Origin of the sequence: Spirillospora sp. CA-294931, assembly GCF_050946795.1 — a bacterium.
Taxonomy (GTDB): domain Bacteria; phylum Actinomycetota; class Actinomycetes; order Streptosporangiales; family Streptosporangiaceae; genus Spirillospora.
Window position 1 is genome coordinate 1,507,585 of record NZ_CP192006.1, and the last position, 12,695, is coordinate 1,520,279.

Sequence of the window (12,695 nt, forward strand, 5' to 3'; positions counted from 1 at the left end):
ACCTACCAGGTATATCGGGAAAGTGGCCAGGGATCAGGGTAAGTGATCGCGGGCCGCCGTCAAATCCCCATTCGGGTATGCGAAACCGGTGCGGCGCTGGTCGCAGGTCTAATCTGTGCGGGTGACCATCGCGCTGTCCCTGTTGTCCCGGGTGGCCTATGACGGCCGCGAGGTCACGAGCCCGAGACTGCGGACGCTGCTGGCACTGCTCGCGAGCGGCCCCCGGACGGGCTGCGCCACGTCCCGCCTGGTGGAGGGACTCTGGCAGGACGAGCGTCCCGAGAACCCGGCCAAGGCGCTGCAAATCCTGGTGTCGCGCGCCCGATCGCAGCTCGGCCCCGGCGTGATCGACACCACCCCCACCGGCTACCGCCTGGCCCTGGACGAGGAACAAGTCGACGCCTGGGCCGCAGTGCTCCGCCTCGCCGCCTGCGTCCAACTAGCAGCCAACGGCGATCACACAGCGGCCCTGGCCGAAGCCGAACGGGGCCTCGCCCTGTGGGACACCCCGCCCGAGCCGGGCAGCGGCGACCCGCCCGCTGGACGGGGACTGGGCGTGGGGAGCGGCCCACCGAAGCCGGGTGGGGGTGACTCGCTGGCCGGGCGGGGGCTGGGCCTGCGGGGCGGTCCGTCCGAAACCGGCGGGGGCGACCCGCTCGCGGGGCGGGTGCGGGGCGTGGGCTCGCCGGAGGCGGGCGGGAGCGGCGCGCTCGCTGGGCGCGGGCGAGGCGAGGGTGGGCCGGAGGCGGGTGGGGGTGATCCGTCCGCCGGGCCGGGGCGGGACGTGTGGGGCGATTCGCCGGGGCCGGGCGGGGGCTACTCGCCCGCTGGGCGGGGGCTGGGTGTGGGGAGCGGGCCGCCGGAGGTGGGTGGGGATGATCCGCTTGCGAGGTTGCGGGCTGGACGGGTGGAGACCTGGGCGGGGTTGGTGCGGGCGCGTGCGTTGGCGTTGGGGCGGCTTGGGCGTCGGGCGGAGGCGCGGGAGGCGCTCGGTGTCGTTGCTCGGGAGTGGCCGCGTGATGAGGAGGTTCTGCTCGAACTGCTGCGCTGCGAGGCGGCGACCCTTGGGCCCGCGGCGGCGCTCGCTCGGTACGACGCCTACCGTCGCGCGTTGCGGGACGAGCTCGGTGCCGATCCGGGTCCGGCGCTGCGGGACGAGCACCGGCGGCTGCTGGAGGACGCGGCGCCGCGCGTCCGGCACGGCGTCGCGCACGAGCCGAACCCGCTGCTCGGACGGGACGGCGACCTCGCGGCGGTGCTGGGGCTGGTGCGCGCCTCGCGGGTGACCTCGATCGTGGGGCCGGGCGGGCTGGGCAAGACCCGGCTCGCGCATGGGGTGGGACGCGAGGCCGAGCAGCGGGTCGTCCAGCTGGTGCCGCTGGCCGGGGTCGAGCGGGACGGCGACGTCGTCGCCGAGGTCGCCGCGGCCCTCGGCGTGGGCGCCTCTCCCGGGCGGATGACTCGTCACCGCGATCTGGTCGGCGGCATCGCCGAGACGCTTGGCGCGGCCCCGGCGCTGCTGGTGCTCGACAACTGCGAGCACGTCGTCCAGGGCGCCGCCGAGCTGGTGGGGGCGCTGGTGGCGATGACGCGTGACTTGCGCGTGCTCACCACGGGCCGGGCGCCGCTGGGGCTGTCGTCGGAGTCGGTGTACCCGCTGCCCGAGCTCGACCCGGCGACGGCCGCCGAGCTGTTCGCGCAGCGCGCGCGGGCCGCGCGTCCGGGCGTGGAGCTTCCCCCGGACGCCGTGGCGGAGATCTGCCGCCACCTGGACGGCCTGCCGCTCGCGGTGGAGCTGGCCGCCGCCCGCGTCCGGACGATGGCGGTCACCGAGATCGCCGCCCGGCTGGACGACCGGTTCGCGCTGCTGCGCGGCGGCCCGCGCGACGCGCCCCGGCGGCACCGCACGCTGCACGCCGTCGTCGACTGGAGCTGGAACCTGCTCGACGACCGGGGCCGGGACGCGCTGCGGGCGCTGGCGGTCTTTCCCGGCGGGTTCTCCATGGACGCCGCGCGCCACATGGTCGGCGACGAGGAGGTCGTGGAGCATCTGGTCGAGCAGTCGCTGCTCCAGGTGACCGAGGGCGCTTCGGGTGCCCGGCTGCGGATGCTGGAGACCGTGCGCGAGTTCGCCGCGGATTCCGGCGAAGCCGTCGAGCGCTTCATGGACTGGGCGCGCGACTTCGGTCTGGCCCACCACGAGCCGGTCTTCGGCCCCGATCCTTACGGCATGGCCGACCTGATCGCGGACGAGCAGGACAACCTCGTCCAGGCGCTGCGGTACGGCCTGGCCAGGTCGGACGGCGCCGTCGTCGCGGCCACCTCCGCCGTGCTCGGCGCGCTGTGGACCGTCGACACCAACCCCGCGCGGCTGGCGTTGCTGGAGGCCGAGGCCGGTGCGAGCCTGACCCGGTACCGGCCGCCGCCGGAGTACGTCGAGGTCACCCGGACGGCGATGACCGTGTTCGCCGTGGCCAGGTTCCTGGCCGAGGGGCCCCGCCCGCTGCGGCTCATGGCGTGCCTGCGCAGGCTGCCCCCGGCTCCGCCGACGACCTTCGTCCGGGCGGTGGCGTGCGTGCTGGACGCGCTGCCCGAACGCCGGGCCCTGGAGGCGCTCTGCGAGAGCGACGAGCCGCTGGTCGCGGGGGCCGCCAACGGGGCGATCAGCTTCGTGTGGGAGGCCGAGTCGCGGTTCGGCCCCGCGCTCGCGGCGGCGCGGCGGATGATGGCGGCCTTCGGTGACCGCACGCCGTGGATGCGGCTGTTCGGCCATTTCCGGATCGGCGAGCTGTGCCTCCAGCTCGTCCGGCCCGAGGAGGCCAGGACGCATCTGCTGGCGGCGCTGCGGATGCTGGAGGAGCACGGCGGCCGCCCGGACGTGGTCGGGGTGCGTTCCGGCCTGGCCCTGATCGCGTTGCAGCTCGGCGAGGCGGAGGAGGCCGAGCGCCTGCTGGAGCGGGCGGAGCTGGACGTCGACGACGACCAGTACGGCATGTCCGCGTTCTACCTCGGCGTCCGGGCGGAGATCGAGCTGCTGCGCGGTGCGACCGAGGCGGGGCTGCGGCTGTGGCGGCGGTCCGCCGAGCAGCAGCGCGACGCCGCGGCCAGGCTGCTGGGGCCCGGCGCCGCGGCCGATCCGTGGAGCCAGGAACTCCAGGCGATCGCGGTCATCGCCCACGCGCGCCAGGGCCGCCTCGGCCCGGTCGACGATCTCGCGCGCGAGCTGCCGGGGCTGCTGCGGGCCAAGCTCGTCACGGCGTCGTCGTTCCAGGCCGACCTGCCGGGCTGCGGGGTGCTGCTGCTGGCGCTGGGGGCGGCCGAGCTGTGCCGGGGCGGGCCGCTCGCCGCCTCGATGGTGGCGTTGGCCGTGCGGCTGGGGTTCCGGCAGCAGTTCCAGCTGGACGGGGCCGTCCGCGCCGCCGAAGACACCGGTGGCCCAGCCTACGCCGACGCGGTGTCGGCGTACGCCGGGCTGGGCGTGGACGAGCTGCGGGCCGCGACGCTGGGCCTGCTCGATCAGCGCGAGATGTCGCGGTCGTAGAGCCACCTCGACCACAGGTAGCCGATCGCGGCGATCGCCGCGCACCACGCCACCGCGATCGCCCCGTCGTTCCCGATGGGACCGCCCATCAGCAGGCCCCGGACGGTCTCGATCACCGGGGTGAACGGCTGGTACTCGGCGAACCACCGCACCCCGGCGGGCATGGACTCCGGGGGGACGATCGCGCTGCCGAGGAACGGCAGGAACTGCACCAGCAGGGGAGTGTTGCTGGCCCCCTCGGGGGTCTTGGCGAGCAGGCCGAGCGCGACGGCCAGCCAGGTGAGCGCGAAGATCAGCAGGGCCAGCAGCGCGGTCACCCCGAGCCATTCGACGACGGTGGCGTCCGGCCGGAAGCCCATCAGTAGCGCCACCACGACGACCAGCACGGTGCTGACCATGGTCTGGATCATGCTTCCGGCCACATGCCCGGTGAGCACCGACGAGCGGGCGATCGCCATGGTCCGGAAGCGGGCGATGATGCCCTGGGTCATGTCGACGCAGATGGCCACCGATGTCGCCATGCAGCCCGACGCGACGCCCATCATGATGATCCCGGGCGTGACGTAGTCGATGTACTCGCCCTCGGCCACGCCGTCGCCCAGCGCGTTGCCGAAGACGCCCACGAACAGCAGCAGGATCACGATGGGCGTCCCGACGCCGGTCAGCGTCATGCCGGGGTAGCGCAGCGCGTGCAGCAGGTTGCGGCGCAGCATGGTGCGCGAGTCGCGCAGGACGGTGCTCATCGGCTCATCGCCTTCCGGTCTCCGGTCAGGGCGAGGAAGACGTCGTCCAGGTCGGGGGTGTGCACGGTCAGCTCCTCGACCTCCACGGCGTGGGCGTCGAGGTGGTCGAGCAGGGCGCGCAGCGACCGGACGCCGCCGTCGCCGGGCACCTGGAGCGTGAGCGCGTCGTCGTCGCGCACACCGCGCCCGAGCGACCGTCCGGCCCGGTCGAGCGAGGCCGGGTCGGGAAATCGCAGCAGGACGTGACCGCCGGGAACGAGCCGCTTGAGCTCGGCGGCGGTGCCCTCGGCGACGAGCCGTCCCCGGTCCAGCACCGCGATGCGGTCGGCGAGCTGGTCGGCCTCGTCCAGGTACTGGGTGGTCAGGAAAATCGTCACCCCGCCCGCGACCAGCTCGCGGATGACGTCCCACATCGCCCTTCGGCTGCGCGGGTCCAGGCCGGTGGTGGGCTCGTCGAGGAAGATGACGCGCGGGGTGCCGACCAGCGTCATCGCCAGGTCGAGCCGCCGCCGCATGCCGCCGGAGTAGGTGGACGCGGGCCGGCGCGCCGCCTCGACCAGGTCGAAGCCCGCCAGCAGCTCGGCCGTCCTGCGGCGTCCGTCGGCGCGGCGCAGATGGTGCAGGTCGGCCATCAGCATCAGGTTCTCCTCGCCGGTGAGGAGCCCGTCGACCGCCGAGTACTGGCCGGTGACGCCGATCGCGGCGCGCACCGCGTCGGGCTCGGCGGCCACGTCGTGCCCGGCGACCCGGGCCCGGCCGTCGTCGGCGCCGATCAGGGTCGACAGGATCCGCACCATCGTGGTCTTTCCCGCGCCGTTCGGCCCGAGCAGCGAGAAGACCGTTCCCCGGGTGACGTCGAGGTCGATGCCGTCGAGCACGACCTTGTCCCCGTAGGACTTGCGGAGCCCCGCCGTCCCGATCGCGGTCTGCGTTGGAGTCGTTGTCATGCCCCGGACTCTGCGCCCCGGCCGGATCAGCGCGGTTTCAGTCCGGTTTCAGTCCACCCCTGACAACGCGGCTCGCGATCTGTGGGTCCTGGGGCATATCTCGGCTCCCGGGGGCCGCCTCACACTTCTGGGACTCCCATCCCTGAAGAGAGGAACCGCGCATGAGACCGTCCCGTCTCCTTGCCGCCGTCCTGGTCTCGCTCACCTTCCTCGCCGGGCCCGCGTGGGCCGGGGAGAAGAACCCGCACCAGCGCGGCCCCGACCCCACGCTCGCGAGCATCCAGGCGGAGAAGGGCCCGTTCGAGGTCAGCAAGGTGACCGTCCCCGCGGGCTCGGCCACCGGCTTCAACCGCGGGACGATCTACTACCCGACCTCGACGGCCGAGGGCCGGTTCGGCGGCGTCGTGGTCATCCCCGGCTTCACCGAGCCCGAGAGCACCATGAGCTGGTACGGTCCCCGCCTCGCGAGCCAGGGCTTTGTGATCTTCACGCTGGAGCCGAACTCGGTGCTGGACTTCCCCGACTCCCGCGCCGACCAGATGGGCGCCGCGCTGGACTACCTGACTGGCAACAGCGCCGTGAAGGACCGCGTCGACTCCGGACGCCTGGCGGCCATGGGCCACTCGATGGGCGGCGGCGGCTCGCTGCGCCTCGCGCAGAAGCGTCCCGCCCTCAAGGCCGCCATCCCCCTGGCCCCCTGGCACATCGAGGGCAACTGGTCGGACGTGAAGGTCCCCACGATGATCTTCGGCTCGGACAACGACTTCATCGCCCCGGTCGCCCTGCACGCCTCGCCGTTCTATGACCGCCTCGGCTCCCCCGAGAAGGCCTACCCGCTGCTCAAGAACGCCGGGCACATGCAGTACATCGTCCCGAACACCACCGTCGCCCAGTACGGCATCTCCTGGCTGAAGCGGTTCGTTGACGACGACACCCGCTACAGCCAGTTCCTCTGCCCGCCGCCCGCCCCCAACGCCCAGATCGCCCAGTACAAGGACACCTGCCCGGTCTGATCGTCGCCTCCCCTCGGTAGTTTTGTGCCGTCCGCAAACCAAGCTGAGGGAACGCGAGCAATGACCGACATCATCGGCCAGGCGCTGCTGGACGCCCTGGCGAGGGCCGGGTTCGAGGCGCGGCTGAGCGATCCGTCCACGCTCTCGATCGCCCTGCCGGACGGCACCAGGGCCAACGCCGACATCACCGAGTGGAGGCGGCACGCGGGCCGCAACTCCCGCGCCGACCTGCCGGGCATCGCGGCCGAGTACGCGGGGCGCATGGCGCGGGGTTTCACGCGGAACGAGGAGCAGTCCGAGATCGCCGGGCTGCTCACCGCGGAGAGCCTGCGCCTGCGCCTCTACACCGAGGACGCCCTCACCCCCGACATGCGCGCGGCCCTGGTGACCCGCCCGCTGGCACCGGGGCTGGTCGAGACCGTCGTCGTCGACTACCCCGACTCGATCATGCCGCTCAACCGCACCTCGCTCGGCACCGTCCCCGAGGCCCAGGTGTTCGACGCCGCCATCAAAGCGTCGCTGGAAAAGGAGCCCCACTACACCCAGCGCGACGACATCCAGGGCGTCCCGATCATGCACATCGGCGAGACCCACCGCTACATCGGCGCCCACATCCACGTACTCCCGCGCTACCTCGGCCCCGCCCCCCACGGCGCCCTGGTCTCCTTCCCCATCCCGGAGTACGTCGTCGTCCACGAACTGGGCCCCACCCACGTCTTCACCGCCCTGGACGTCATGCAACACCTCGCCCGAACCCACGTGGCCCAAGGCCAGCGCGCTCTGACGTCCCAGCTCTACTGGTGGCGCCCCAACCACCCCCTCCACCCCGTAGGCATCGAGATGGACCACACCACCAAAAGCGTCCACTCCCAGACCCCGGCCACCAACGACCTCATCGACCACTGGACAAACACCCAGACAACCTGATTGAAATTCAGCCCACGCTGGGTCATCCCGCCTGTGATCTTGCCGAGAAACTTTTCGCACGGCAGTGTCGAAAGGCGCCGAACCCGTTCGTGGTCATGGTGAGAGACCGGCAACGGCCCGGTCGACACACAAGGGGAGAGCACCATGACCGCCATCTACACCTTTGATGTCTTCTCCACCCTCGACGGCTTCGGCTCCCACGACAGCAACGGTGACTGGGGCGGCTACTGGGGCAAGCAGGGGCCAGAGCTGCTCGACCATCGCCTCGCACTGCACAGCGAAGAGCAGCGGATGGTCTTCGGGGCCAACACGTTTCGGGCGTTCGCGCAGATGCTGGCTTCGAGCACCGAGGATTCCGACGTGCGTGACCCATGGGTCACGCGGATGAGGAACCTGCCGACGACCGTCGTGTCGACCACGCTGGAAGGCCCCCTGGACTGGCCGGACGCGACCCTGGTGCGCGGCGACGCGGTCGACGTCGTCGCCCGGCTCAAGGAGGAGTCCGACGTGCCGCTGCGCTCACACGGCAGCCTGTCGATGAACCGGGCGCTGATGGCCGCCGGCCTGGTCGACCGCGTCCAGGTGACGGTCTTCCCGGTGATCTCCGGTCAGACCGGGACGGACTCGATCTTCCAGGGAGCGGCCGACTTCGACCTCGAACTGATCAAGAGCCGCACGCTCGACGGCCACATCCAAGAGCTCGTCTACCGGCCCACCCTGCACGGCTGACCTAAGGAGGGGCAACACCAGCATCAGCGCCGCCGGATCGGCCGACAGATCGTCGACTCACGGAAAACCCGCCAGAGGACGTATTGGAAGAGCGTGAACGCGCTGGGTTGTCTGTCTCAGCCCTGCGGACCCGGGGTTAGCGGACGCGGTAGCGGGTGACGATGGCGCCTGCTGGGAAGACTTTTGTGTCGGTGAGTTCCAGGGCCAGGTCGGCGGTCAGGTCTTCGAACAGGCGGGGGCCGGTGGTGAGGACGGCGGGGCTGATGGCGAGGAGGTATTCGTCGATCAGCCCGGGAGCGGCGGCAATCGAGGCGAGGGTCTTGGGGCCGCAGGTCAGCAGGATGTCCTTGCCGTCCCGCTGCTTCAGCTCCGTGAGGGCGGCGACGGGGTCACTCCCGATTACCAGCGGATCGTTCGCCGGCGCCATCGTCGTGGAGAACACGACCTTCGCCAAGCTTCCCTGCGCCTTCGCGAACCGGCGGTCGGCGTCAGTGACGGCCGACCCGTCCTCGGGGTCCTCACCACGGGCGATCCGATCCCACCACGGCACGATCGCCTCGTAGGTGACCCTGCCCAACGCCCAGGTGTCGGCCTGGGAGAACTGCTCGGCGATGTAGGACGTCTCTTCCTCGCCCCACGGGAACGGCTCCCAGAACGCCCCCGAACCGTTGGCGATGCGATTGTCCAGCGTGGTCTGGATGTGGAACACAAGCTTTCTCACCCGGCCGCCCTCTCATGGTCGTTTGAAGGAGAGACCGTCCGGGCTACGAGAACTCATCGATGCGTTACCGCGGACCAGGGCGATGAGCGGGGGGACGGGGTACAGGAGCAGAAAGAGGTTGGGGAGCCACCACGAGAGGCTGAAGTCGGATCGGATGGCCCAGAACGCGATGGCCTGGAGGCCCGAGCATGAGGTGAGGGTCAGGGAGACGATCACCAGGGGACGCCAGGCCGGATTCGCGCGGCGGAGCAAAACCAGGGCCGTGAGGCCGGTGGCGCTGATCAGGAGGTCGAGGGGGAGGAACGACCAGTTCCACGCCACCACGAGGTCGTTGGTGTAGTCGTTGAACAGCGCGTCTTTCGGGAGGACCTCCAGGACGGTGATGGCCCAGTAGAGGACGAACCCCACGTCCGTGACCACCATCAATGCCTTCACGATGCCACCGACACCCTCGCCCGTGTTTTTCATAACCATGGTTACGTAACCTGCATGATGTAACCTGGGCTGTCAAATGCCGAAGATCGTCGATCATCAGGAGCGCCGCCGCGCGATCACCGGCGCGGCCTGCGAGGTCATCGCCGCCGACGGGCTGCGCGCCGTGACCATGCGCGACATCGCCGAACGTGCCGGATGCACCACCGGCATGGTCGTGTACTACTTCCAGAGCAAGGAGGCGGTGCTGCTCGCGGCGCTGACCTCGGTGAGCCAGGCCGTCGCCGACCGCATGGTGGCGCTGGCCGACGACCCCGAGGCCGACCTGGCCATGTTGCTGCGCGAGACGCTGCCGATGGACGAGCGCCGCCTGCTCGAATGGCGCGTCTGGATCGCCTTCTGGGACACCGCCGCGCACGACCCGGCCCTGGCCGCCGAACAGCGCAACCGCTACCGCTCCTGGAGCGAGGCCCTCCAGCTCATCTTGCGAACCACCGGCCATGCGTCCGGCCCCCACCTGGTGGAGGCCGCCGAGATCATCATGACCATCGTCGACGGCATCGGCCTCCAGGCCGTCTTCGACCCCGACCGCTGGCCCCCCGACCGCCAGGAAACCCAGATGCGCCGCCAGGTCGCCCACGTCCTGGCCGACTTAACCCTGTAGGAGAGACCGTCCCTGGCGTGATAGCTCATGGGTGGCTGGAGTTTGACGTCGTCACGGGGGATGGGTCGCATTGCTGGACGAAGCCGTGTTCAATCTGTCGCTGGTCCTGCCGTCCAGGACGGAGATTCGTGCGGCCATGGCCGAACTCCATGCCGAGGCACGCGACGACGAGGACGCGATCCCCTTCGAATCACCGATGAGGACACCTTCGAGTCCACGGTGATGACGGCCAGCAAGATCTTGGAGGTGGCCGGGGCGCGCTTCACCATGATGGACGCCGAGGTCGCGAACCGTCCGCCTTTCCCCTGCTGGAGAACGGTATATGTGGGCGAGACCGGCTCATGAGAGGTCTTTGGTCATGAAGACGCGGCTGGTGCCCGGTGGGTCGCAGGGGACCTCGCCGAAGACGTACCAGTCGTGCTTGAGGTAGAAGCCGGGGGCCTGGAAGCTGATCGTGTAGAGGACGGCGGTACGGCAGCCGCGCTCGCGGGCCTCCTGCTCGGCCTGGCGGAGGATCTCGCTGCCGAGGCCGCTGCCGCGAAGGGCGGGCGGGAGATAGAACAGGTCGATGAACAACAGACCGAGCGAGGTCCGTCCGGTGAGGCCGCCGACGACCTTGCCGGTCTCGGGGTCCTTGGCCAGCACGGCGAGCGGACGAAGGTCGTCGAGCCCGGCCACCTCGACGTTGAGCTCGTCCAGCCCGTCCGAGATCAGCGCGACATCTCGGGACGACGGACTGTCGGTGACGACGATGGTCGGCCGGTCCGGCGCGTGCGTGATCTGCTCGCTCATGGATCCGACCGTAACGACGGGGTCTGACAGTTCCGCTCAGCCGCCCAACTTGATCGCTCCGATCAACACCCCGAAGGCGGAGGAAGAGACGACGAGGACGGGCCCGTCCGGATCCTTGGAATCCCGCACCGCCACTGCCCGAGCGGACACAGCCTTGCCTACTTCGATGCAGTCGCCGCCGTGATCGGCGCTGTGGGAACTCTTGCGCCACGCGTCGGCAATCTCGACACAGTCACCGCCATGTTCGCCGCTGTGGGTGCTCTTGCGCCAGTTGGCAGGCGGGATTTCCCATCCGGTCATGGACTTGACAGTAGTCTCTCGATCAACGCGCGGGAATCCGTTTCGCTGAGGGCCATGGAGCACAGTACCTGGAACGCATCGGTGTAAGTTTGGATCTCATCATCCTTCTCGCGATACGACATCTGGGTGAGTGAATCAACGCTCACCACGCGGAGGCTTCCTGGCCCGCCGAGTTCGAGGATTTTGAAAGCCCCCGTCATCCCTGGATAGGCCCCTGCTCCGTATGGAAGCACCCGTAGGGACACATGCGGCAGGTGTGAGAGTTCGACCAGGTGCAACAATTGAGCCTGCATCACGGCAGGGCCGCCGACTCGCCGGTGCAACGCGGCCTCATCCAAGACCGCTCGCAGACGAGGTGGATCCTTGCGAGTGACGATGCCCTGGCGTTGCATACGGATGGAGACCAGGCGCTCAACCTGAGCCGGGTCGGTTGCGTATGGGCCCTTCTTGAGCAAGGTACGGGCGTACTCCATCGTCTGGAGCAGTCCTGGGATGAGGATCAACTCAAGGAAGTCGATCCGGCCTGAATCTCCTTCGAGGCCGATCAGGTCCATGGTTTCGGGGGATAGGTCGGAGCTGAACTGTTGCCACCAGCCTTTTTTGCGGCCGTTGCGGCTCCAGTCGTAGAGGCGGTCGTGGAGGGCGGGGTCGGTGGCGCCGTACTTGGTGAGCATGTACTCGACGTCGCGGACCTTGGGGTGGTGCAGGCCCTTTTCTATGCGACTGATCGAGGTGGCGTGGCGGACGAGGAGGGCGGCGGCCTCGTCCAGGGTGAGGCCGGCGGCCTCGCGCTCGCGTTTGAGGGCCAGGCCGAGTCTGCGCAGACGGATCGTCGGTGCGATGTTGCCCACGGTCAGCATTGTGAGGGGTGGCGTCACGTCCGGCTACGGAACGTGAAGACGCGCAGATCTGCGCGACGCATAACACTCCCTTCGCGTGAGCGTGTTGTCCTGGTCACGCCGTGCGACCACTCTTGCGGCTACGGCTGATGAGAGGAGAGTGCGGTGGGTGCATTGGTGGTCCTGGCCACGCTGACGTTGCCGGGGGCGGTGCGGTCGGTGGAGTACGCGCGGCGGTTCGTCGAGGACATTCTCGGGGCCGGGCACCCGGCGCTGGAGTCGGCGGTCATCTGCACCAATGAGCTGGCCACGAACGCGGTGCGGCATTCGCGGTCGGGGGACGGCGGGCATTTCACCGTGGTGATCGCGGAGGGGCGGCGGGAGATCCAGCTCAGCGTCATCGATGAGGGGGCGGACGGGCCCGGGCCTCGGTTGCGTGAGGGTGGACTGTTCGAGGAGAGCGGGCGCGGGCTGTTCATGGTGGACGCGCTGAGCTCGTCCTGGGCCGCCGAGCGGGACGGCGGCGCGACGACGGTGTGGTTCCGGGTGGCCTATTAGGCGGGAGGCAGGCAGCCGATGAAGGTGTTGCCGTTGAACTTCGCCCAGGAGAGCACGGCGCGTGTGTCAGGCCCGTAGATTCCGTCGGCCTTGATTCCCTTGACGGCCTGGATCCAGGTGATGACGTCGCGAGTCACCTTCCCGTAGTCGCCGTCGACCTTGACCTGCGGAGCGCCGTTGCAGTGGTAGAGCCATTGCTGCAGCGCGACGACACCCCAGTTGTTGTAGTTCCCGTACTCGAGCTTGCAGTCGATCGGGCCGGGCGAGCCGACCGAGGGGAATCGGACGTACTGGCCGACGGTGAAGTGGTTGCAGGTCGGCAAGGCGGCTACGGGGACTCTGTTGCCCTTGGATCCCATCGAGTCCAGGATCCTCTTGCGTTCGTCGGCGGGAGGGGCGGTGCTCGCGGAGCCCGGGACGGGAAGCGCCGCCGTGAGGGCGGCAGCGGTCGTGGTGGCCAGGGCGGCCCGTGCGACAGACCTGAACATG

14 protein-coding genes are annotated in these 12,695 nt (G+C 69.9%); 6 read left to right on the forward strand and 8 right to left on the reverse strand.

Going from position 1 to position 12,695, the window contains the following annotated elements; all coding sequences use genetic code 11:
* The first annotated feature begins 121 nt into the window (after window positions 1–121).
* Window positions 122–3,541 carry an ATP-binding protein gene (locus ACQPY4_RS07090; RefSeq protein WP_433333647.1) on the forward strand — a complete coding sequence of 1,140 codons (3,420 nt, stop codon included), beginning with the start codon at window positions 122–124 and terminating at the stop codon, window positions 3,539–3,541.
* Here the strand turns inward: ACQPY4_RS07090 and ACQPY4_RS07095 are convergent.
* On the reverse strand, window positions 3,517–4,284 hold the full coding sequence (locus ACQPY4_RS07095; protein WP_433333649.1) for an ABC transporter permease: 768 nt from the start codon (window positions 4,282–4,284) through the stop codon (window positions 3,517–3,519). The genes ACQPY4_RS07090 and ACQPY4_RS07095 overlap by 25 nt on opposite strands.
* Entirely contained in the window at window positions 4,281–5,231 is a 951-nt protein-coding gene (locus ACQPY4_RS07100; protein WP_433333651.1) for an ATP-binding cassette domain-containing protein, read from the reverse strand. The genes ACQPY4_RS07095 and ACQPY4_RS07100 overlap by 4 nt, the downstream gene beginning before the upstream one ends.
* Before the next feature lie 161 nt (window positions 5,232–5,392).
* On the opposite strand from ACQPY4_RS07100, the gene ACQPY4_RS07105 reads away from it, so the two are divergent.
* The 3 genes from ACQPY4_RS07105 to ACQPY4_RS07115 all read left to right on the forward strand — a co-directional run bounded on the left by ACQPY4_RS07105 (window position 5,393) and on the right by ACQPY4_RS07115 (window position 7,900).
* Complete coding sequence (locus ACQPY4_RS07105) at window positions 5,393–6,244, forward strand: alpha/beta hydrolase (protein WP_433333653.1); 852 nt, start codon at window positions 5,393–5,395, stop codon at window positions 6,242–6,244.
* 60 nt (window positions 6,245–6,304) lie between these two features.
* Window positions 6,305–7,171: a hypothetical protein gene (locus ACQPY4_RS07110; protein WP_433333655.1), complete on the forward strand. Its 867-nt coding sequence runs from the start codon at window positions 6,305–6,307 to the stop codon at window positions 7,169–7,171.
* A 144-nt stretch (window positions 7,172–7,315) separates the two neighbouring features.
* On the forward strand, window positions 7,316–7,900 hold the full coding sequence (locus tag ACQPY4_RS07115; protein WP_433333657.1) for a dihydrofolate reductase family protein: 585 nt from the start codon (window positions 7,316–7,318) through the stop codon (window positions 7,898–7,900).
* A gap of 136 nt (window positions 7,901–8,036) precedes the next feature.
* On the opposite strand, the gene ACQPY4_RS07120 is transcribed toward ACQPY4_RS07115, so the two are convergent.
* Both ACQPY4_RS07120 and ACQPY4_RS07125 read right to left on the reverse strand, forming a co-directional pair.
* A complete protein-coding gene (locus ACQPY4_RS07120; RefSeq protein ID WP_433333659.1) occupies window positions 8,037–8,621 on the reverse strand; it encodes a dihydrofolate reductase family protein in 585 nt (194 codons plus the stop codon).
* 12 nt (window positions 8,622–8,633) lie between these two features.
* The gene (locus ACQPY4_RS07125) at window positions 8,634–9,056 is read right to left on the reverse strand and encodes a DUF5360 family protein (protein ID WP_433333661.1); all 423 of its coding nucleotides are present in this window, start codon (window positions 9,054–9,056) and stop codon (window positions 8,634–8,636) included.
* Between the two features lie 76 nt (window positions 9,057–9,132).
* Between ACQPY4_RS07125 and ACQPY4_RS07130 the strand changes: the two genes are divergently transcribed.
* Window positions 9,133–9,717, forward strand: coding sequence for a TetR/AcrR family transcriptional regulator (locus tag ACQPY4_RS07130; protein WP_433333663.1), 585 nt, complete (start codon window positions 9,133–9,135; stop codon window positions 9,715–9,717).
* A 339-nt stretch (window positions 9,718–10,056) separates the two neighbouring features.
* On the opposite strand, the gene ACQPY4_RS07135 is transcribed toward ACQPY4_RS07130, so the two are convergent.
* The 3 genes from ACQPY4_RS07135 to ACQPY4_RS07145 are packed head-to-tail and all read right to left on the reverse strand — an operon-like array spanning window position 10,057 to window position 11,660.
* Entirely contained in the window at window positions 10,057–10,509 is a 453-nt protein-coding gene (locus ACQPY4_RS07135; protein WP_433333665.1) for a GNAT family N-acetyltransferase, read from the reverse strand.
* Window positions 10,510–10,545: 36 nt separating this feature from the next.
* Window positions 10,546–10,809: a DUF397 domain-containing protein gene (locus ACQPY4_RS07140; protein WP_433333667.1), complete on the reverse strand. Its 264-nt coding sequence runs from the start codon at window positions 10,807–10,809 to the stop codon at window positions 10,546–10,548.
* On the reverse strand, window positions 10,806–11,660 hold the full coding sequence (locus ACQPY4_RS07145) for a helix-turn-helix domain-containing protein (protein ID WP_433333669.1): 855 nt from the start codon (window positions 11,658–11,660) through the stop codon (window positions 10,806–10,808). The genes ACQPY4_RS07140 and ACQPY4_RS07145 overlap by 4 nt, the downstream gene beginning before the upstream one ends.
* Before the next feature lie 153 nt (window positions 11,661–11,813).
* Here ACQPY4_RS07145 and ACQPY4_RS07150 point away from each other — a divergent pair, with 153 nt between their 5' ends.
* Window positions 11,814–12,206, forward strand: a complete 393-nt coding sequence (locus tag ACQPY4_RS07150; protein WP_433333671.1) for an ATP-binding protein — start codon at window positions 11,814–11,816, stop codon at window positions 12,204–12,206.
* Here the strand turns inward: ACQPY4_RS07150 and ACQPY4_RS07155 are convergent.
* Window positions 12,203–12,694 carry a peptidoglycan-binding domain-containing protein gene (locus ACQPY4_RS07155; RefSeq protein ID WP_433333673.1) on the reverse strand — a complete coding sequence of 164 codons (492 nt, stop codon included), beginning with the start codon at window positions 12,692–12,694 and terminating at the stop codon, window positions 12,203–12,205. The two genes, ACQPY4_RS07150 and ACQPY4_RS07155, sit on opposite strands and share 4 nt — an antisense overlap.
* Between the last annotated feature and the right edge of the window lies 1 nt (window position 12,695).